20 protein-coding genes are annotated in these 19,999 nt (G+C 67.3%); 6 read left to right on the top strand and 14 right to left on the bottom strand.

Annotated features, from left to right (window positions below; all coding sequences use genetic code 11):
• The 6 genes from lptB to ASE11_RS00210 all read right to left on the bottom strand — a co-directional run bounded on the left by lptB (position 1) and on the right by ASE11_RS00210 (position 5,591).
• Positions 1-795, bottom strand: coding sequence for an LPS export ABC transporter ATP-binding protein (gene lptB / locus ASE11_RS00185; RefSeq protein ID WP_056264046.1), 795 nt, complete (start codon positions 793-795; stop codon positions 1-3).
• Between the two features lie 5 nt (positions 796-800).
• A complete protein-coding gene (gene lptA, locus ASE11_RS00190) occupies positions 801-1,436 on the bottom strand; it encodes a lipopolysaccharide transport periplasmic protein LptA (RefSeq protein WP_156406204.1) in 636 nt (211 codons plus the stop codon).
• Positions 1,437-1,626: 190 nt separating this feature from the next.
• On the bottom strand, positions 1,627-2,280 hold the full coding sequence (locus tag ASE11_RS00195; RefSeq protein WP_056264048.1) for a thiol:disulfide interchange protein DsbA/DsbL: 654 nt from the start codon (positions 2,278-2,280) through the stop codon (positions 1,627-1,629).
• Positions 2,281-2,355: 75 nt separating this feature from the next.
• Positions 2,356-3,027 carry an SPOR domain-containing protein gene (locus tag ASE11_RS00200; RefSeq protein WP_056265504.1) on the bottom strand — a complete coding sequence of 224 codons (672 nt, stop codon included), beginning with the start codon at positions 3,025-3,027 and terminating at the stop codon, positions 2,356-2,358.
• Positions 3,028-3,041: 14 nt separating this feature from the next.
• Positions 3,042-4,715, bottom strand: a complete 1,674-nt coding sequence (gene argS, locus ASE11_RS00205) for an arginine--tRNA ligase (protein WP_056264052.1) — start codon at positions 4,713-4,715, stop codon at positions 3,042-3,044.
• Between the two features lie 12 nt (positions 4,716-4,727).
• Complete coding sequence (locus ASE11_RS00210; RefSeq protein ID WP_056264054.1) at positions 4,728-5,591, bottom strand: LysR family transcriptional regulator; 864 nt, start codon at positions 5,589-5,591, stop codon at positions 4,728-4,730.
• Positions 5,592-5,668: 77 nt separating this feature from the next.
• Here ASE11_RS00210 and ASE11_RS00215 point away from each other — a divergent pair, with 77 nt between their 5' ends.
• Both ASE11_RS00215 and ASE11_RS00220 read left to right on the top strand, forming a co-directional pair.
• Positions 5,669-5,890 carry a hypothetical protein gene (locus tag ASE11_RS00215; RefSeq protein ID WP_056264056.1) on the top strand — a complete coding sequence of 74 codons (222 nt, stop codon included), beginning with the start codon at positions 5,669-5,671 and terminating at the stop codon, positions 5,888-5,890.
• Positions 5,891-5,907: 17 nt separating this feature from the next.
• Positions 5,908-6,288: a tautomerase family protein gene (locus ASE11_RS00220; protein ID WP_056264059.1), complete on the top strand. Its 381-nt coding sequence runs from the start codon at positions 5,908-5,910 to the stop codon at positions 6,286-6,288.
• Positions 6,289-6,303: 15 nt separating this feature from the next.
• Here the strand turns inward: ASE11_RS00220 and ASE11_RS00225 are convergent, their stop codons facing one another.
• From ASE11_RS00225 to eat, 4 genes are all read right to left on the bottom strand, one after another.
• Complete coding sequence (locus tag ASE11_RS00225) at positions 6,304-7,218, bottom strand: HTH-type transcriptional regulator ArgP (RefSeq protein ID WP_056264062.1); 915 nt, start codon at positions 7,216-7,218, stop codon at positions 6,304-6,306.
• Positions 7,219-7,259: 41 nt separating this feature from the next.
• The gene (eutC, locus tag ASE11_RS00230; RefSeq protein WP_056264063.1) at positions 7,260-8,048 is read right to left on the bottom strand and encodes an ethanolamine ammonia-lyase subunit EutC; all 789 of its coding nucleotides are present in this window, start codon (positions 8,046-8,048) and stop codon (positions 7,260-7,262) included.
• Complete coding sequence (locus tag ASE11_RS00235) at positions 8,045-9,379, bottom strand: ethanolamine ammonia-lyase subunit EutB (RefSeq protein WP_056264066.1); 1,335 nt, start codon at positions 9,377-9,379, stop codon at positions 8,045-8,047. The genes eutC and ASE11_RS00235 overlap by 4 nt, the downstream gene beginning before the upstream one ends.
• Before the next feature lie 82 nt (positions 9,380-9,461).
• Complete coding sequence (gene eat / locus ASE11_RS00240; RefSeq protein ID WP_056264071.1) at positions 9,462-10,853, bottom strand: ethanolamine permease; 1,392 nt, start codon at positions 10,851-10,853, stop codon at positions 9,462-9,464.
• 177 nt (positions 10,854-11,030) lie between these two features.
• On the opposite strand from eat, the gene ASE11_RS00245 reads away from it, so the two are divergent.
• Positions 11,031-12,056: a helix-turn-helix domain-containing protein gene (locus ASE11_RS00245; protein WP_082585413.1), complete on the top strand. Its 1,026-nt coding sequence runs from the start codon at positions 11,031-11,033 to the stop codon at positions 12,054-12,056.
• Positions 12,057-12,088: 32 nt separating this feature from the next.
• Here ASE11_RS00245 and ASE11_RS00250 read toward each other — a convergent pair whose 3' ends face one another.
• Positions 12,089-14,389: an AI-2E family transporter gene (locus ASE11_RS00250; RefSeq protein ID WP_162258005.1), complete on the bottom strand. Its 2,301-nt coding sequence runs from the start codon at positions 14,387-14,389 to the stop codon at positions 12,089-12,091.
• A 274-nt stretch (positions 14,390-14,663) separates the two neighbouring features.
• On the opposite strand from ASE11_RS00250, the gene ASE11_RS00255 reads away from it, so the two are divergent.
• From ASE11_RS00255 to ASE11_RS00265, 3 genes are read left to right on the top strand one after another with little or no spacing between them, the layout of a single operon-like run.
• Positions 14,664-15,308 (top strand): LysE/ArgO family amino acid transporter, encoded by a 645-nt coding sequence (locus tag ASE11_RS00255; protein ID WP_056264079.1) that lies wholly within the window; start codon positions 14,664-14,666, stop codon positions 15,306-15,308.
• A gap of 15 nt (positions 15,309-15,323) precedes the next feature.
• Positions 15,324-17,000, top strand: a complete 1,677-nt coding sequence (locus ASE11_RS00260; protein WP_056264082.1) for a flavin monoamine oxidase family protein — start codon at positions 15,324-15,326, stop codon at positions 16,998-17,000.
• A gap of 24 nt (positions 17,001-17,024) precedes the next feature.
• Complete coding sequence (locus ASE11_RS00265; protein ID WP_056264085.1) at positions 17,025-17,831, top strand: carbon-nitrogen hydrolase family protein; 807 nt, start codon at positions 17,025-17,027, stop codon at positions 17,829-17,831.
• A 23-nt stretch (positions 17,832-17,854) separates the two neighbouring features.
• Here the strand turns inward: ASE11_RS00265 and ASE11_RS00270 are convergent, their stop codons facing one another.
• From ASE11_RS00270 to ASE11_RS00280, 3 genes are all read right to left on the bottom strand, one after another.
• Entirely contained in the window at positions 17,855-18,223 is a 369-nt protein-coding gene (locus ASE11_RS00270; RefSeq protein ID WP_056264087.1) for a YciI family protein, read from the bottom strand.
• Between the two features lie 318 nt (positions 18,224-18,541).
• Positions 18,542-19,573, bottom strand: coding sequence for an isocitrate/isopropylmalate dehydrogenase family protein (locus ASE11_RS00275; protein ID WP_056264090.1), 1,032 nt, complete (start codon positions 19,571-19,573; stop codon positions 18,542-18,544).
• Positions 19,574-19,649: 76 nt separating this feature from the next.
• A complete protein-coding gene (locus ASE11_RS00280; RefSeq protein ID WP_056264093.1) occupies positions 19,650-19,988 on the bottom strand; it encodes a zinc ribbon domain-containing protein YjdM in 339 nt (112 codons plus the stop codon).
• Between the last annotated feature and the right edge of the window lie 11 nt (positions 19,989-19,999).

Raw genomic sequence — 19,999 nt, forward strand, 5'->3', positions numbered from 1 at the left:
CTACATCCTGAAATGTTCGCCGAGATAGACGCGGCGCACGTCCGCGTTCTCGACGATCTCGGCCGGAGTGCCGCTGGTGAGCACGTGGCCGTCGTTGATGATGTAGGCGCGGTCGCAGATGCCCAGGGTCTCGCGCACGTTGTGGTCGGTGATGAGCACGCCGATGCCGCGCGACTTGAGGAAACCGATGATGCGCTGGATCTCGATCACGGCGATCGGGTCGATGCCGGCGAAGGGCTCGTCGAGCAGGATGAAACGCGGGTTGGTGGCCAGGGCGCGGGCGATCTCGACCCGGCGGCGCTCACCGCCCGAGAGGGCCGGCGCGGGCGAATCGCGCAGGTGGTCCACGTGCAGGTCCTTGAGCAGCTCGTCGAGCCGGGCTTCGATGGCGGCCTTGCTCAGGGTCTTGCCAGCTTCGTCCTCCTGCAACTCCAGCACGGCACGCACATTGTCGGCCACGTTGAGCTTGCGAAAGATCGAGGCTTCCTGCGGCAGGTAGCCCAGGCCCAGGCGCGCACGGCGGTGGATGGGCAGGTCCTGGATGGCCTGGCCGTCGAGCAGGATCTGCCCGGCGTCCGAGCGCAGCAGGCCGACCAACATATAGAAAGAGGTGGTTTTGCCCGCGCCGTTGGGGCCCAGCAGGCCGACCACCTCGCCCTTGAAGACTGCGAGCGACACGTCCTTGACCACCTTGCGGCTGCCATAGGCCTTCTGCAGGCCCTGTGCCTCCAGCCGGCTGAGATCGGGGGCGGGCAACGGGCGCTTGCCCGGGCTCAAGGCCTGCGTCGCGGGCATCGCCGTCACTGCTGACCCTCGCCAAGCTGGTTGCTGGGTCGCAGGTTGGCTGGCGGCGCCGGCCTGGGGGCGGGGGTGTCGTCCTTGGGCACGGGCGTGAGCATGGCACGCACGCGGCCGGTGGGGTTGTTGGCGGTGCGGTTGGCCACGCCACCGTCCACCGTGAAAACATCGGTGGTGTTGTTGTAAACGATCACACTGCCCGTGGTTTCGTCGTTGAGCTGGGTGCCTTTGAAGCGCTTGAGAATCGCATCGCCCACGAAACGCACGGTGTCGGCCTGGCTGTCGTACTCGATGCGAAGGGCCGTGCCTTCAATGAATTCGTCCACACCGTCGCGCTTCTGGCGGAAAAAACCCGGGCTGCCGTTGACGATGCCGAACTGGTTGCCCTGGGCATCCTGACGCACCTCGACCTTGGCGCCCCGGATGACGATGGTGCCCTTGGTGATGACCACGTTGCCCGTGAAGATGCTGGTCTGGCGAACGTCGTCGTAACGCAAGGCATCGGCCTCGGCATTGAGCGGCAGGTTGCGATCGGCCTTTTCGGCCTGCGCTGCACCGGTCAGGAGCAAACCCACCGCCAGGCAGGCGCCCGGCCAGAACGACCGACGGAAGGAGAAGTGGGGCAAGGTGGAATGCATGGCGTTGTAGGGCACGAAACTTGCATTCATTGTAACGACCGGATGCAGCTTGAGCGGGCCCAAGCGCTCCCTTTACCGACTCTTTTCTCACATGAATTCATGGATGCCGTGGAAGTCGGCCGCACCTCGACACCACACCCCCCAAAGAGAAAGCCCGCACAAGCGGGCCTTCTCTTTGGCATGACGCGACTCAGGCCTTGCGCGCTGCTTCGGCGATCAATGCGTCGGCCACCACCAGGGTGCGGGAGCCCTGACCATTGACGTAGTAGCGACCGGCAACGCCCAGAGAGGGCGTGCCCTCGACCTGGTAGGCCTCCTGCAACTGGGTGGCCTTGGCGGCCAGACCGACCGCCGCGCCGTTGTAGAACTCGTTGAAACGGGCCATGTCCACGCCACCCTGCTTTTCGATCCAGGCGGTGATGACGGGCTGGGTGGTGAGTTGCTGGCGGTCCACATGCATCGCCTGGAACACCTTCGTGTGCAGCCGGTCCACCAGCTTCATGGCTTCCAGCGTGAAGTACAGGCGTTGCATGGGCACAAAAGCGGGGCTGAAGGCCACCGGCATGCGCCGCACGTTCACGTTGGCCGGCTTCTTCTTCATCCATTCGTCGAACGCGGGCTCGAAATTGAAGCAATGGATGCAGCTGTAGGCGAAGAATTCGACCACCTCGACCTGGCTGGCCGGGGTCTCCACGGGCGCGGGGCGACTCAGGCGAACGAAATCGGTGCCTTCCTTGGGCGCCACGCGCTGGGCCAGCGCAGGGGTGAGCGTCAGGCCGCCGGTGGCGGCCAGGGCGGTGGTGCCAGCGGCCAGCAGGGACCGGGAAAAATCACGACGTTGCATGGAATCAGACTCCTTGATGAGGCTTGCTTGGGGCAGCCAGTGCGCTGAAAGTTCCCGATCTGCCTGGGCGGCGGATCAGCGCTGGACGCGCACCAGCGCCGCTTCGACACCATTGGCGGCCAGTTGCTCCTGGGTGAGATCGGCCAGCGCCTTCTGGTTGAACGGACCCACGCGCACGCGGTACACGGTTCGGCCGGATTGTTCGCGCTCGGTCACATCGGCGTTGATGCCCAACATGGCGAGCTTGGCACGTTGGGTTTCGGCGTCTTCCGGCGAGCGGAAGGCGCCGGCCTGCACGAAGTAGGTGAACGGGTCCGCCCCGGGCGCGGGCGCGGCTGCGGGAGGTGTGCCCGCGGGCGCGGCGACCGGTGGCGTGCCCAGCCTGGACTGGACCAGTTCACCCAGGGGGTCGGCGGCCGGCTTGCTTGCGGCTGCGGGCACGGCTGGGAGACCCTTGCCGTCGGCCGGTGGCACCACGATCGCACCTGCTGCCTCCGGTGCCGGCACCGCCGCCGGAGCGGTCTCGCCATTGAGCATCTTGTTGGGGTTCCAGCCTTTGTTGCGCTCGGTTTCCAGCGCGTCCTGGCCGGCGTTGCGCGACACATTGCGGTCAACAAACGGGATCGGAACGCGTGTGACGTAGACCGCCACCGCGAGCGCAATGCCCAGCCCCACCAGCAGACCCACCACGAGGCCGATCAAGGTGCCGCCGAGCGAACTCCGGGATTGCACAGATTTCTTTTTCATCGCTTGTTTCGCCATCACATTTTCTGCGGGGCACTCACGCCCAGCACTGCCAAACCATTGTGCAACACCTGCGCGGTGGCCGCGACCAGGGCCAGGCGCGCCATCTTCACCACAGCGTCGTCGACCAGGATGCGCTCGGCGTCGTAGTAGCTGTGGTAGCTCGCGGCCAGTTCGCGCAGGTAGAAGGTCACGTCGTGCGGCGCGAGGTCGCGCGCGGCGTCGCTCAGCATGGCGGGGTATTTGGCCAGCAGCAGCATCAGGGCCTGGGCCGGCGCGCTGTCAAGCGCGGACAGGTCGGCGTCTTTCAGTGTGGCCACATCGCCGCCCCAGCTGGCCAGCACCGAGCAGATGCGCGCGTGCGCGTACTGCACGTAGTAGACCGGGTTGTCGTTGTTCTTCTGCACCGCCAGGTCCACGTCGAAGGTGTATTCGGTGTCGGGCTTGCGCGAGAGCAGGAAGAAGCGCACCGCGTCCTTGCTGGTCCATTCGATCAGGTCGCGCAGCGTCACGTAGCTGCCGGCGCGCTTGCTGATCTTGACTTCTTCGCCACCCTTGACCACGCGCACCATGGTGTGCAGCACGTAGTCGGGGTAGCCCTCCGGGATGCCCACGTTGGCCGCCTGCAGGCCAGCGCGCACGCGGGCAATCGTGCCGTGGTGGTCGGTGCCCTGGATGTTGATGACCTTGGTGAAGCCGCGCTCCCACTTGCTGATGTGGTACGCCACGTCGGGCACGAAGTAGGTGAACGAACCGTCGGACTTGCGCATCACGCGGTCCTTGTCGTCCCCGTAGTCGGTGCTTTTGAGCCACAGCGCGCCGTCCTGTTCGTAGGTCTTGCCGGCGTCGATGAGTTTCTGCACCGTGGCCTCAACCCGCCCGCTGGTGTACAGGCTGGACTCCAGGTAGTAGTGGTCGAACTTCACCGCGAAGGCCTGCAGGTCCAGGTCCTGTTCGTGGCGCAGGTAGGCCACGGCAAACTGGCGCATGCCGTCGAGGTCGTTGATGTCGCCGCTGGCGGTGAACTCGCGGTCGTCGGCCTTCACCGTTTTCTTCGCCAGGAAGTCGGCCGCGATGTCGGCGATGTAGTCGCCGTTGTAGGCGGACTCGGGCCACTGCGGATCCCCCGGCTTGAAGCCCTGCGCACGCAGGTGGGTGGAGGTGCCCAGCGTGGCGATCTGCACCCCCGCGTCGTTGTAATAGAACTCCCGGTGCACGCTCCAGCCCTGGGTCTGGAACAGGCTGCAGATCGCGTCTCCCAACGCTGCCTGGCGACCGTGGCCCACGTGCAGCGGGCCGGTGGGGTTGGCCGACACGAACTCCACCATCAGCTTCTGGCCGTTGGACTCCGCGATGCCGAAGCGCGCACCAGCGGCCAGCACCTCGCGCACGATCTGCTGTTTGGCCGCAGGTCTGAGGCGGATGTTGATGAAGCCGGGGCCGGCGATGTCGATGTCGGACACCCACTGCGCGTATTCCGGGCGAGCCAGCAGCGCTGCGCGCAAGGTATCGGCCAACTGGCGCGGATTGAGCTTGAGCGGTTTGGCCAGCTGCATGGCCGCGGTGCTAGCGAAATCGCCGTGCGCCGCCACCTTGGGCGACTCGAACGCAGCGCGCGCGCCCGCGCCGGACAAAAGTGTGTCGAGCTCGGCGGCCAGGCCGTCGAGCAATTCCTGTTTGATCTTGAGCATAGAGAGGGGATTTTAGGCGGGGGGCTGCGACAGCCATTGCGCCCAGTGGTCGATGCAGGCGCGCAGCTTGGGCAGGCGGTGGCGCTCGGCCAGCATCACGGCGTAAATCGGGATGCGGCTGTGGTCGAACCAGTCGTCGAGCACGGGCACCAGTTCGCCGCGCGCCATGTGCGGTGCGGACAGCAGGTCGTTCAGGCGCGCGATGCCCACGCCGCGCAGCGCCAGCGAGAGCAGGATCGCCGAGTTGTCGGTGCGCGTGTGGCCTTGGGCGAGAAACACCGCACCCTTGGGCTGGCCCGCGCGGGCGGCCCAGGGCCAGCGGTTGAGCCCCGGGCTGGCGCTGCTGGTGATCAGGCGGTGCGACACCAGTTCGTCCGGATGCCGGGGCGTGCCGAAGCGGGCGAGGTAGCCGGGCGCGGCGCAGAGCCGGCGGCCATGTTCGGCGATAGGGCGCGCCACCAGGTTGTCGCCCAGCACCGCGCCGGTGCGGATGGCGATGTCCACGCCGTCGCGCGCCATGTCGCTGATGCGGTCGTCGGCCAGCACCTCCAGCTGCAGTTGCGGGTGCGCCTCGTACAGCGACGGCAGGCTGGGCACGATCAGGGTCTCGGCCAGCACCGGGCTCACGCTCAGGCGCACCCAGCCGCTCGGGCCGGCGCGCTTGTGGCGGAACGCCGCGGCCAGTTCGTCGCGCGTGTCGAGCAGGCGGCGCGCGTGCGCCGCGAAGGTGTCGCCCTCGTCGGTCAGGCTCAGGCCGTGGGTGCTGCGGTGCATCAGCCGCGCGCCGCAGCGCTCTTCGAGCCGCACCAGCGTGCGCGAGACCAGGCTCACCGGCGCGGCCGCATTGTGCTGGTTTTGCAAAAAACGCAAAGCCATTGAGCAAATCAAGGCGTTTCCGATTCGCGGTCACATCAATACAGTGAATCACCCGCCCCCAGACCCAGGAGATCGCCATGAGCCAGCCCAGCCGCCCCAACCCCCACGACTATGCGAGCGCCCGCCGTGGCGCCGAGCACCTGCGCCGCGAGGCCGTCGACGAACTCTGGCGCGGCGCCGACGCCGTGCTGGACCGCGTCTGCCTCGACGCGAGCGCCCGCCTGGCGCGCAGCACGCAGCGCCTGCAGGCGCGGCTGCGGCGCCACCGGGCTGGCGCTGCGCCAACCCTGGCGGCCTGAGACGCGGGGAGCACGCCATGCCCCTCGTCACCCTCACGGTCCGTCAATCCGCATCCCCGGCGCTCAAGGCCGGCATTCTCGATGCCGTGCATGCGGCGCTGGTGTCCACCGGCGTGCCGCCGGCCGACCGTTTCCAGCGCGTGCTGGCGCTGAGCGAAGAGGACTTCCGCTTCGACCCGCGCTACCCCGACCTGGACAGTGATCGCACACCGGACTTCGCCCTGATCGACATCCTGTGGTCAGCGGGCCGCAGCGTGAAGGTCAAGCGTGCCCTGCTCGCCCACCTCATGGCATCGCTGGCGGTGGCGGGGGTTCAGACCGAGCAGGTCATGGTGTGCTTCCAGGAAACGACCTGGGAGAACTGGTCGTTTGGCGGCGGCCGGATGCCGCACGTCTGAGGTGGCGGGCCCGCCTCAGGCGGGCTGCGCCATCGGCCGCAGGTGCTCGCGCGCCGCGGCCTTCACCGCCGCCGTGAGCCGTTGGGCCGAGAGCGACTCGTGCGCCCAGTGCTGCCAGTAGAGCACCACGTCCACGGTCGCATCGGGCAGCAGTTCCTGCAGGCCGGGGCGCTGCACCAGGTGCTGCTCGGGCACCATGCCCCAGCCCAGGCCGAGCTCGATGGCCGTTTCAAACGCCTCGACCGCCGGCGCGAAGTGGCGTGGGTAATTGGGCTGACGCAGACCAAAGTGCTGTTCGAGGAACGCGTCCTGCAGCGCGTCCTTGCGGTTGAAGATGATGGCCGGCTGCGCCAGCAGCTTGTGCACCGACACCGCACCGCGCGGCGTGCGGCAGCGTTGCACCACGGCGGGCGCGGCCACGCAGCGGTAGCGCATCACGCCCAGCGGCTCGGCCACGCAGCCACGCATCGCCGTGGCCAGCGTGGTCACGCAACCCATGACGTCGCCGCTTTTCAAGGCGTCGTGCGTGTGGTCCTGGTCGTCGATCAGGATCTCCAGCAGCAGGTGGTGGCGCTGCAGCAAGGCGGCCACGCCGGGCAAGAACCAGCTGGCCACCGAATCGGCGTTGATGGCCACGCCCAGGCTTTGCCAGCGCAAGCCGCTTCGGGGCTGCGCACCGCCCTGCAAGCCGTCGAGCAGATCGGCCTCCATCAGGCGCACCTGTTTCACATGGCCCAGCAGCGCCTGGCCGGCCGGCGTGGCGCGCACCTGTTTGCCGCGCACCAGCAGGCGCTGGCCCAGCGTGTCTTCGAGCGACTTGATGCGCAGCGACACCGCCGCCAGCGTGAGCGAAAGGGCCTTGGCGGCCGGGCCGAAACCGCCGTGTTCGATCACGGCGTTGAGGGCCTCCAGTTGGCGGGCGTCGAGCATGGCGCTTGAGAAAAACTCAACCCGAACGGGTTTGGTGAGTTTCAGTTTAAGCCCGGCGCACTCCCTGCTGGGGTGGGCAGACCGGTCAGCGGCAGGCCGCTGTGGTCCTTGAGCCCGACACCGGTGAGCCCCAGGCGGCGGCTCTCGCCGAGCAGCCAGGCCAGGCGGCGCGCGGCGGTGTCCAGGTCCTGCCCGGCGGGGCGCACGTTGGAAATGCAGTTGCGTTGCGCGTCGCTGCAGCCCACGCGCGGCGCGTGGGTGAGGTAGATGCCCACGCTGTCGGGCGAACTCAGGCCGGGGCGCTCGCCCACCACCATGGCCACCGCGGCGGCGCCCAGGCGCTCACCCACCTCGTCGGCCACCGCCACCCGCGCCTGGCGCACCACCACGAGCGGCCCGAGCCGGACCGCGGGGTCGAGCGCGCGGCGGATCGCGCCCAGCAGCGCCGCGCCGTGTTGCTGGATGCCCAGGGCCGAGAGGCCGTCGCCCAGCACCAGCACCAGATCGGGGCTGGTGGCATCGGGCGGTCCGAGCCGCGCCACGCTCTCGTCGTCCAGCCGCCGCCCGAGGTCGGGCCGCAGCAGGTACTCGTGGCGGTCGCGCGCCTGGCTGTGCAGCAGCAGCGGCGACGGCCAGCCCTGCCGCTGCAGGTCCGCGCAGAGGGCCTCGGTGTCCAGCGGCAGGTGGATGGCGTCTCGCGCCTGCGCGTGGGCCAGCGCGAAATCGAGCACCTCGCGCGTGGGCAGGCTCACGCCGGTACGCCCGAGCGCGATGCGCGCCGGGGTGTGCTGGCGCAGGTGCGCCCAGAGGTCGCGGCTGGGTGTGCTCATGCGGGTAGTGGCAGGGTCCACAGCGAAGACGGCAGCGCCGGCTGGCGCGGCGCGGGCAGCAGTTGGCCACGCGCGTCGGTCAGGCCCACGCCCTGCAGCCAGGTCTCGAACTCGGGTGCGCGCTTCAGGCCCAGCATCTCGCGCAGCACCAGCGCGTCGTGGAACGAGGTGCTCTGGTAGTTCAGCATGATGTCGTCGGCGCCAGGCACGCCGATCAGGAAATTCAGCCCCGCGGTGGCCAGCAGCACCATGAGGTTGTCCATGTCGTCGCTGTCGGCCTCGGCGTGGTTGGTGTAGCAGATGTCGCAGCCCATGGGCAGGCCCAGCAGCTTGCCGCAGAAGTGGTCTTCGAGCCCCGCGCGGGTGATCTGCTTGCCATCAAACAGGTACTCCGGCCCGATGAAGCCGACCACGGTGTTCACCAGCAGCGGCTTGTAGCGACGCGCCACCGCGTAGGCGCGCGCCTCGCAGGTCTGCTGGTCCAGGCCGTGGTGGGCGTTGGCCGAGAGCGCGCTGCCCTGACCGGTTTCGAAATACATGAGGTTGTTCCCCACCGTGCCCCGCCCCAGCGCCTGCGCCATGGCGTGGGCCTCGTCGAGCAGCGCGAGGTCGATGCCGAACGAGCTGTTGGCCGCCTGCGTGCCGGCGATGGACTGGAACACCAGGTCCACCGGCGCGCCGTGCGCCATGGCCTGCATGGTGTTGGTGACGTGGGTGAGCACGCAGGTCTGGGTCGGGATCTCGCCGCGCGCCAGCACGTCGGCCAATATGTGGTTGAGGCGCACCAGGTCGGGCACGCTGTCGGACACCGGGTTGATGCCGACCACCGCATCGCCCGCACCGTGCATCAGGCCATCGATCATGCTGGCGACGATACCGGCGGGGTCGTCGGTCGGGTGGTTGGGCTGCAGGCGCACCGAGAGGTGGCCGCGCAAGCCCTGCGTGTTGCGAAAGCGCGTGACCACCTCGCAGCGTTTGGCCACCAGCATCAGGTCCTGGTTGCGCATGAGCTTGCTGACCGCGGCCACCATCTCGGGCGTGAGGCCGGGCGTCAGCCCGCGCAGCACCTCCGGCGTGGCCTGCGCGGACAACAGCCAGTCGCGCAAACCGCCCACCGTGAGCGAGGCAACCGGCGCGAAGGCAGCGGCGTCGTGGCTGTCGAGGATCAGGCGCGTGACTTCGTCGTCTTCGTAGGGGATGAGCGCTTCGTTGAGGAAGACGGACAGTGGCATGTCGGCCAGCACCCAGCGCGCGGCGACCCGCTCCTGCTCGGTGGCGGCGGCCACGCCGGCCAGGCAGTCGCCCGAGCGCAACGGCGTGGCCTTGGCCATCACCTCGCGCAAGCTGGCGAACCGGTGGTTGTGCCCCCCGAGAGTGACAGACAGGCTCACGGTTGCACGCCCCTTGCCCGACTCACTCCACCACGCCGAGCATGGCGTCCAGCGGCGCCGCGCTGCGCTGCGCCGTGGTGAGGCGGAAGTAGAGGTAGGCCAGGGCCATCAGCACCACGAACAGCACCGTGATCATGACGTTGAAGTACACCAGCGCGAACAGGCAGACCACACCGCAGACCAGCGCGATGGCCGGGAACAGCGGGTAAAACGGCGCGCGGTAGGGGCGCTCGAGCAGCGGCTCGCTCATGCGCAGCTTGAACAGCGAGGCCATGGACACGATGTACATCACGAGCGCGCCGAGCACGGCCATGGTCACGATGTTGGCGGTCAGAGGCAGGCCACCGAAGGTGACCCACTGGTCGCTGAACACCGCGATCACACCCACCACGCCGCCGCCCACCAGCGCGCGCACCGGCGTCTTGAAGCGCGGATGCACCTTGGCGAAATAGGCCGGCAAATAACCGGCGCGGGCCAGCGCGAACATCTGGCGAGAGTACCCCAGGATGATCCCGTGGAACGAGGCCACCAGACCAAAAAGGCCAATCCACACCAGCATGTGCAGCCAGCCGCTGGACTCGCCCACCACCATCTTCATCGCCTGGGGCAGCGGGTCGTTGATGTTGGAGAGCTTGCTCCAGTCGCCCACGCCACCGGCCATGATCATGACCAGGAAAGCCAGCACCACCAGCGTGAGGATGCCGGTGATGTAGGCGATGGGGATGGTTCGGCGCGGCTCCTTGGCCTCTTCGGCGGCCATGGCCGCGCCCTCGATGGCCAGGAAGAACCAGATCGCAAACGGGATGGAGGCGAAGATGCCGGCCCAGGTGCCCATGGTGAACTCGCTCGAACCGGCCCAGCCGTTGGCGGTGAAGTTGGCCAGCGACCAGCCGGGTGCGACCACGCCGGCAAACACCAGCAGCTCGGCCACGGCCAGCAGGGTCACCACCAGCTCGAACATCGCGGCAATGCCCACGCCCAGCGCGTTGAGGGTGATGAAGATCACGTAGGCGCCCAGCGCCGCGATCTTGGGGTCGAGCGAGGGGAACTGCAGCCCCAGGTAGGCACCGATGGCCAGCGAGATCGCCGGCGGCGCGAACACGAACTCCACCAGCGTGGCGAAACCCGCGATGAAGCCGCCCGTGGGCCCGAAGGCGCGCCGCGCGTAGGCGAACGGCCCGCCGGCGTGGGGGATCATGGTGGAGAGCTCGGTGAAGCTGAAGATGAAGGTGGTGTACATCAGCGCCACGAACAGCGTGGCCACCAGGAAGCCCAGCGTGCCGGCACTGGCCCAGCCGTAGCTCCAGCCGAAGTACTCGCCCGAGATCACCAGGCCCACGGCGATGCCCCAGAGGGAGAAAGCGCCCAGCACGGGCTTGAGTTCCCGCGATACCTGCTTGGGAGTTGTAGACATGTTGTTGCTCGCATCAAGGATGGATGACGCCCGAAACGGCTCGGGCAGCCCGGTTGGCATCTTGTGCAATCCGGTGCGCGCGGTGGTATCCCGTTTGGGCAAGCGTCGGGGCCCGGGCCGTCTTTTTTCCGATTCGGGATAGCGCAGGGCGGGTTTTCCTGCGGAGCGCCCGGTGGCATGAAACTTGATACTCAGTCCCGGCTGGAACCACGCCCCAAGGAGCACGCCATGTTGGTGCAGTCCGACACCCTCGCCGCCTGCTTCCGCATCAAACGCACGCAGGACGTGGACATCCACGCCCGCAATCTGGACGCGTGGGAGCAGCAGTACGAACAAACGTCACCGGGTGCGTTCCGCGGTGAGGTGCGCGAGCTGCTCGACCACGACCTGCAAGTGTTCGAGGAGGTGGCCAATTGCGCCACCAACCAGCGCTGTCGGCCCTGGCGTGGTGGCGTCTGGGTGGGCCTGGCCGTGCCGGAGGCCGACGGCGGCCTGCGCTTCATGGGGCGTCCCTCGCACGGGCTGCAGCTCATGCTGGCCGGTGGCGAAGAGCCGTTCGACCTGCAGGTGCCGGCCGGCCACGGCCTGTACGGCATGGTGCTCGACAAGGAACAGCTCGCGCGCCACGTGCAGGCCCTGCACCAGCAGCCCTGGCCCGAGCACTGGGCCGGCGTGCCACGCGTACAGCCCGTGACGGCGCGGCAGCGCCACCGACTCGCCGGCATGGTGCGCGAGGTGCTGCGCTGCCTGCACGAACAACCCGAAGCGCTGCACCACGAGGCCAGTCGACGCAAGCTGCGCGAGGCCTTGCTGACCGTGCTCTGCGACGTGGTGATGCCGCAGACGTTGAGCGAAGCCGCGAGCCCGCGCCATCTGCGCCGCCAGGAGCTGGTGCGCAAAGTGCGCGAGTTGGTCTTCGAGCACCCGGAGCAGCCCCTGAGCGTGGCCGAGCTGTGCGCGCGCCTGCACGTCACGCGTCGCACCCTGCAGAACGGTTTTCAGGAAGCGCTGGGCACCAGCCCGGCGACCTACCTGCGCACCGTGCGGCTCAACGCGGTGCGCCGCGCCCTGCGCGAGCAGGCCCCGGCAGTCACCATCGCCGACACCGCGGCGCGCTGGGGCTTCTGGCACATGGGCCATTTTTCGCAGGACTACAAGGCGCTGTTTGGCGAGACGCCTTCGCGCACGCGGCAGCTGGTTTGAAGAGGCGCGGTACCGAGACTACCCACGGACCTTCAGCCACCGGTCGAGGTGCGGGAGCGGTTGCGCAGCGGCTCCATCACCTCGTCGGCCAGGGACTCCAGCAGCTTCGCATCACGCAAGCTCATGGTGCGCGGCTGGGTGTCCAGCAGGCACAGCGTGCCCAGGATGTGTCCTTCCGCATCCCGAAGCGGCGCCCCCGCGTAGAAGCGGATCGCGTTTTCGATCAGCACCGGGTTGGCAGCAAACCGCGGGTCCCGCTGCACGTCGGGCACGACCAGCGCCGCGCCGCCAGCGACGACGTGGCCGCACATCGAGGCACTGCGCTGCGGCCCGCGCTCCGGCTCTCCGACGCCCAGGCGCCCGGCCTTGGCAGAGTCGCCGTGCGTGTACTGCCACTGTTCGTCGATCAGCGTGATCATGGCCACGGGCACGTCAAAGATGTCGGCTGCGCGGCGTGCCGCACTGTCGAACGTGCCGCGCAGCGAAGCGTCCAGCACACCGCTGTCTCGCAGCGCTTGCACCCGCTGTGCGTCGTCGGCGCCGTATTGCGCCGGCGACCAGCCCACCGTTCCTTCGCGTTCCAGCCGGGCGCAGACTTCGGTCACCATGGCGTTGATGGAGCCGACGGCCGCGTCCACCCCCCAGTCGGCAATCGGCAGCGCCGCCAGTTCGGCGCCTTCCACATTCCACAAGGCCAGGATCACTTTCGAGTCGGGCCAGCGCCGCTTGAGCCGGCGTGAGAAGTACTGCGCGTGTTCCTGAGGTTGTGGGCTGAAGTACGACAGCACAAACACTTTCGCGCCTTCGGAGCCCAGCGACGCAATGAGTTCCGCCGTGACCGCGCCGGCTGCCGTCGGCGCTGCCGCAGCGGCCACGCCGTCCAGCGCCAGCGCATGGGCGGCCATGCCCGCGCCCAGGGTATCCACCGTCCAGCGGCTGCCGATGCACAGGGCTTCCAGGGGTGCCTGCGGCCGCTCGGCGGCGTGGCGCATCCGCAGTTCGTCAATCACCGCCGTCATGCCGCTGACGATGCGGTGCCGGTGTTCCGCCGAGGCCTCCTGCAAGCGGTGATCCACAGTGGCCATGCGCAGCACGGGAATGCCGACGTCTTCGTAGAACTGGCGTGGGCTCGACTCGGCCACCGATTCTTCGGCCAGCTCGATGGCATCGGCGCTGTTGCCGGCCAGGAGTCTCTGGTACATGCGGCTGGGGGGTTCCAGGGCGGGCCGGCTACCCAGCATCACGTCCAGGAAAGCCAGTTGCGGCAAGTGCCTTCCGATCACGAGCATGCACACTGTCAGCGGCGTCGACAGCACCAGCCCGATCGGGCCCCACAGCGCCGTCCAGAAGGTTGCTGCAACGATCAACGACATGGCCGACAAGCCCGTGCTCGACCCATAGAGCCAGGGTTCCACGATGTTGTTGCTGATCAGTTCCAGCACCACGATCAGGGCCAGTGCCCAGGCCACCATCGTCCAGCCGGGGTCGACCGCAAAAGCCAGCATCAGTGGAAACGCCGCCCCCACCAGCGAGCCGACGTAGGGGATGAAGCGCAGCACGGCAGACAGCAGCCCCCACAGCAGGGCCCCGGGTATGCCGATCAACCACAGCCCGGCGGCCATGGGAACGGCGTAACAAAGATTGACCACCAACTGCATCGTCAGATAGCGGCTGACGCGCTGGCCAGCGTCGTTGAGCGCATCGGTGGTGCGGTGCACGCTGCCACCGAGCAGACTGACCAGCCGATCGCGCAGGTCACCCGGATTCAGCAGCACCAGGAACAGATAGATCAGGGTGGTGCCGAAGAGCGCGGCGGGTGGGCCGATGCGTTCCAGCCAGCGGCCCACCGCCTCAAACGCCCCGGGTGCCGTCGGAACCAGCTCGACGCGGGCTGGACGCCGACTGCCTGTTGCGGGCTTTTGCTCCAGCTCTCCCTGCGTCTGTTCAATTTCGGATTCGACCGCGTCGATCACCCGGCTGGCCTCGCTGAAGACCCCCGGCGTGCGCAACTGCGCTCGAAACCGGTCGAACTTCGCGGCGATGTTGCTTTGGTAGGTGGGCAGTTCCTTGCCCAGCACGCGGACCTGTCCGGCCATGAACATGCTGAGTCCGATCAAGGCGCCCAGCGTGATCGCGACCACCACCGTCACCGTCACCGCGCGGGGAACGCCCAGACGCCGTATGCGGTCGGTCAAGGGCGCCAGCACGAACGCCAGCAAGGTCGCCAATGCCAGAGGGATCAGCAGGTCGCGCCCGAAGTACAGCGCCGTCACGACCACAGCCACCGCCAGCAAACGCTGGGGAAGCGGCAACGATGTTTCTGGCTCTTGCAAGCTGCACCTCCGGATAGGGAGCAAATAAGTGGAACGCCCATGACGGGCTTCGCCCGTGCAACGCCCCCTCGGTGGCCTGATTCTCAAAGAATACCCGGTGCGCTGTTGGTTGCTCAGCGCACAGTCCGGCGATTTTCGCTGCACGGTCTCAACAATTACTTGATCAACCCAAGTTTGAATTGATTTGGTTTAAATCATGTCCGCCCGCGGGCACACTCCACCCCATTCACCCGCCACCCCGAGCGGGCACCTTTGGTTTCCGGAGCCGCTCGCCATGACCCTCGCTTTCCCCACCTTCACCGCCGGCATGGTGTTGAGCATCTCGTTGATCATGGCCATCGGCCCGCAGAACGCGCACGTGCTGCGCATGGGCTTGCAGCGCCAGCACCTGTGGCTCACGGTGGTGGTGTGCGCGTTGGCCGACATCGCCCTGATCTCGCTCGGCGTGCTGGGCCTGGCGCAGCTCGGTGGTCTGTCGGACAAGCTGATGGGCGCCCTGGTCGGTGCCGGCGTGCTGTTCCTCTCGGTCTACGGCTGGCAGGCGTTCCAGCGCTTCCTGCACCCGCGCGCCCTGGCGCTCGACACCCAGGACGGTGACCAACACGCCACCCTGGTCGCCGAGCCGGTCTCGCGCCGCCAGGCCGTGCTCTCGGCACTGGCCTTCTCGTGGCTGAACCCGCACGCCTGGCTCGACACTGCGGTGCTGATCGGCACGGCGTCGCTGGCCTATGGGCAGGGCAGCACCGTGTTCGGCCTGGGGGCGGCCGCGGGCTCGGTGGTGTGGTTCCTGGCGCTGGGGGTGGCGGCCTTCTGGCTCGGGCGTCGGCTCAACTCCCTGCACGTGTGGCGCGCGCTGGACGGCATGGTTGCGCTCATGATGTGGGGCACGGCGCTCTGGCTGATCAGCAGCCTGGCCTGAACCCTGGAGATGTCCATGTCCCTGCCCTTGCGCAGCGCTGATGCGCCCGTCACCGTTTTCGGCCCTGACTTTCCTTTTGCCTTCGACGACTGGATCACCCACCCGCAAGGCCTGGGCGAGATTCCCGCCGAGCGCCTGGGGCAGGAAGTGGCCATCGTCGGCGCCGGCATGGCCGGCATGGTGGCGGCCTACGAGCTCATGAAGCTGGGCTTGAAGCCCGTGCTGTACGAGGCCTCGCGCATGGGTGGGCGGCTGCGTTCGCAGACTTTCGAGGGCGCCCAAGGCGTGGTGGCCGAGCTCGGCGGCATGCGCTTCCCCGCATCGGGCACGGCGTTTTTCCACTACGTGAGCCGCCTGGGCCTGAAGACCCGGCCGTTTCCCAACCCGTTGACCACCGCTGCCGGCTGCACCGTGGTCGACCTCGAAGGCCAGACGCACTGGGCGCGCGAACTCGCCGATCTGCCGCCCCTGTTCAGCGAAGTGGCCGAAGCCTGGGCGCAGGCGCTTGAAGAAGGCGCGGGCTTCACCGGCCTGCAGCAGGCGCTGCGCGAGCGCGACATTGCGCGCCTCAAGGCGCTGTGGGACCGCCTCGTGCCGCTCTGGGACGACCGCACCTTCTACGACTTCGTCGCCACGTCGAAGGCGTTCGCGAAGCTCTCGTTCCAGCACCGCGAGGTGTTCGGCCAGGTCGGCTTCGGCACCGGTGGCTGGGACTCGGACTTTCCCAATTCCATGCTCGAAATATTGCGCGTGGTGCTCACCGGCTGCGACGAGAACCAGCACCTCGTCGTGGGCGGTGTGCAGCAGGTGCCGCTGGGCCTGTGGCAACACGCACCCGCCGCCAGCGAGATGCGCCACTGGCCCGCCGGCACCACGCTGGCCAGCCTGCACCATGGCGCGCCGCGCGCCGGCGTCACGGCCATAGCCCGTGCAGCGAGCAACGAACTCGCCGTCACCGACACCTGGGGCAACACGCAAACCTACCCGGCCGTGCTCACCACCTGCCAGAGCTGGCTGCTGACCACGCAGATCGCGGTGGAGGAGTCGCTGTTTTCGCAGAAGCACTGGATGGCGCTGGACCGCACGCGCTACATGCAGTCGTCCAAGACCTTCGTGATGGTGGACCGCCCGTTCTGGAACGACCTCAAGGCCAACGGTTGGCCGACCATGGGCATGACGCTCACCGACCGGCTCACGCGCGGCACCTATTTGTTTGACAACGGACCCGACCAACCCGGCGTGATCTGCCTGAGCTACGCCTGGATGGGCGACGCGCTCAAGATGCTGCCGCACGGTACCGAAAAACGCGTGCAGCTCGCGCTCTCGGCGCTGAAGAAGATCTACCCCGACGTGGACATCGCCAGCCACATCATTGGCGACCCGATCAGCGTGTCGTGGGAAGCCGACCCGCATTTCCTGGGCGCCTTCAAGGGCGCGCTGCCCGGCCACTACCGCTACAACCACCGCATGTACAGCCACTTCATGCAGGACGGCTTCGCGATCACCGAGCGCGGCATCTTCATCGCCGGCGACGACGTGTCGTTCACGCCCGCGTGGGTCGAAGGCGCGGTGCAGACTTCCTTGAATGCGGTGTGGGGCATCGTGAAACACCTCGGTGGTCACACGCATGCAGACAATCCCGGGCCGGGCGACGTGTTCGCCGAACTCGGGCCGGTGGCCTTGCCCGACTGAGAAGCCAAGCCCTCACCCACACGCATGACCTCCAACACCCTCACCCTCGCGCTCTGGCAGTGCCCCTACACGGCCAACACCGCCGCAGCCCTGACCAGGCTGGACGCCACCGCCGCGCAGGCGCACGCCCAAGGTGCCGCGCTGCTGGTGTGCCCCGAAATGTCGCTCACCGGTTACCAGATCGGCGCGCAGGCGGTGGCCGCGCTCGCCGAGCCAGCGGACGGCGCACTGGCTCAAGCCGTGAGTGCCATCGCACAACGCCACGACATCGCCATCGTCTACGGCTACCCCGAGCACAACCCAGAGGGCTGGCCGTTCAACGCCGCGCAGTTCATCAGCGCCGAGGGCCAGCGCGTGGCCAACTACCGCAAGACCCACCTGTTCGGCGACATCGACCGCGCCCAATTCAGCCCCGGCCCGCAAGCGCCCGAGGTGTTCGAGTGGAACGGCTGGCGCCTGGGCCTGCTGATCTGCTACGACATCGAGTTCCCCGAGCCCGCGCGCGGGCTCGCGCTGCAGGGTGCCGACGCCATCGTGGTGCCCACGGCCAACATGATCAACTTCGACGAAGTGCAGCGCGTGCTGCTGCCCGCGCGTGCGCTGGAAAACCGGGTGTATGTGGCCTACGCGAACGCGTGCGGGCAGGAAGCCGACACCACCTACGGAGGCCTCAGCACCGTGTGCGGTCCCACGGGTGGAGCCAACCCTTCGGCGGGGCGTGAGGCGGAACTGCTGCTGGTCACGCTCTACCCGGCGGCGTTGCAAAGCGCCCGTGGCGCCGCCCAATGGCCCGACCGTCGGCCTGACCTGTACCCGCAGGGGCGCAGTTGAACCTTAGCAGCCCCGGATCGGCATCAACCCAAATAGAAATCCATGGGGATCAACTCGATGCCCCACCCGCCCGCCTCACCCAACGAGGCGGCGGGGTGCATGGCCGCGAGGCGCACCGCCTCGTCACGGCTTGCAGCCTCGATGATGAACAGACCACCCACCATTTCCTTTGACTCGGCATAGGGTCCGTCGCTGATCTGCGGCTTGCCGCCGCGCGGGCGCAGCGTCATCCAGTCCTTGGGCTCGGACAGTGACGCAGACACCAGCACCTTTCCAGTGGCACGCATCTTCTCGTCCATCGGCGGGCACTGACTCACCAGCGCCTGCACGTCGTCTGGCGCCATCGCGGCGAATTTGGTGGGGTTGTAATACGCAAGACCCAGGTACTTCATGAGAACATCCTTTTTTGATGGTTGGTGTCTTCACGACGAAGCTGGCGAGTGGCAATCGACAGGATTCGGGATGTTTGTGTTGTGACGCCCCCTTCGGACCCCGCTCAAGACGCGGCTACCATGGCGGGCATCGGCCACTTCCAGTCATCCGATTGACAGGGCCATTGACCGGTTCCAGCGCACAGCCGTCGCAGGCCGATCTTCACTTGAAGGTGCCCGTTCTCCAATGCAGTCGCTCAAGGAATCTCGGCGCTGGTAAGCATCCGACGCAGACCGAGCGAGGTCAGATCAAAAAGCCCGGAGTTGCCAGGCCAGAGCTCAGCCATTTGCGATGCGGCTGACCAGGGCTTTGGTGAATTCCGCCGTGCTCGCCTTGCCACCGAGATCGCCCGTCCGAACTTTGTCGATGTTCAGCGTCGCGCCTAGTGCCTGGCGCAGGGTCGTGGCCTTTTCCGTGAGCTGGACGTGGTCAAGCATCATCGCGGCTGCAAGCAGCAGGGCAGTGGGGTTGGCGATCCCCTTGCCAGCGATGTCCGGCGCTGAACCGTGGACCGCTTCGAAGATGGCTGCGTCTGCTCCGATATTGGCGCCGGGAGCCATGCCAAGCCCGCCCACCAAGCCGGCGACCAGATCAGACAGAATGTCGCCGAAAAGGTTGGTGGTGACCAGCATGTCGAACTGCCAGGGGTTGAGCACCAGTTTCATCGCACAGGCATCGATGATGACGGTGTCCAGTTCGAACTTGCCCTTGTACTTGCGTTCGTACAACTCCAGTCCGGTCTCCAGAAAGATGCCGGTGAGCGCCTTCATGATGTTGGCCTTGTGCACGATCGTGACCTTCTTGCGGCCAGTCGCGACGGCTTGTTCGAACGCGAACTCCAGCAACCGGCGGCTCCCCGCGCGGGTGTTGATGCCGGTGGCCATGGCCACGGCATGTGGATCGTCATCGATCTGCACGAAATGTTCGTGTCCGATGTACAGGCCCTCCAGGTTCTCGCGCACCACGACGAGATCGATCTTGTCGAAGCGACCGCCGGGAATGATGGTCAGGGCCGGCCGCAGGTTGGCGTAGAGCTTGAACTCTTCACGCAGTCGAACGTTCGATGAGCGATAGCCCCCGCCAGAGGGAGTTTCCAGCGGACCCTTGAGCGCCAGACGCGTGCGGCGAATGCTGTCGATGGTGGCATGTGGCAGTGGGTCACCGGCTTGTTTGACGCCTTCGAGACCCGCGATCTGGCGGTCCCAGTCGAAAGGGGCTTTGAGGGCATCCAGGGCGGCCATCGTGGCATCGACGATTTCAGGACCAATACCGTCGCCGGGGATCAGGGTGGCAGGTATCGATGCGGTCATGGCGGAGGTCCTGGAAAGAGGGTTGTTGGGGTGGTTGCCCGCTCATCAGGCAGGCGCGCGGGAAAGATACGCTGTTTCAGGCCTTCTTGACCACGGATGACTTCAGCTGCATCGCCCCCGCGCCGTCCACCTTGCAGTCGATGTCGTGGTCGCCTTCGATACGCCGGATGTTGCGCGCCTTGGTGCCCACCTTGAGCACAACCGAAGAGCCCTTGAGCTTGAGGTCCTTGGTCAGGGTGACCGTGTCACCGTCCTGCAGCACATTGCCCACGGCGTCTTTCCAGACCGTCACCGGCTCGGCGGTCTCGGTGGGTGCGCTGGCGCCCCATTCGTGGCCGCATTCGGGACAGATGAGCAGTTCACCATCAGGGTACGTGAGGGTGGACAGGCATGTCGGGCAAGGTGGGAAGCTCATGAATCGGCAGA

The organism is Hydrogenophaga sp. Root209 (assembly GCF_001428625.1).
Lineage (GTDB): Bacteria > Pseudomonadota > Gammaproteobacteria > Burkholderiales > Burkholderiaceae_C > Hydrogenophaga.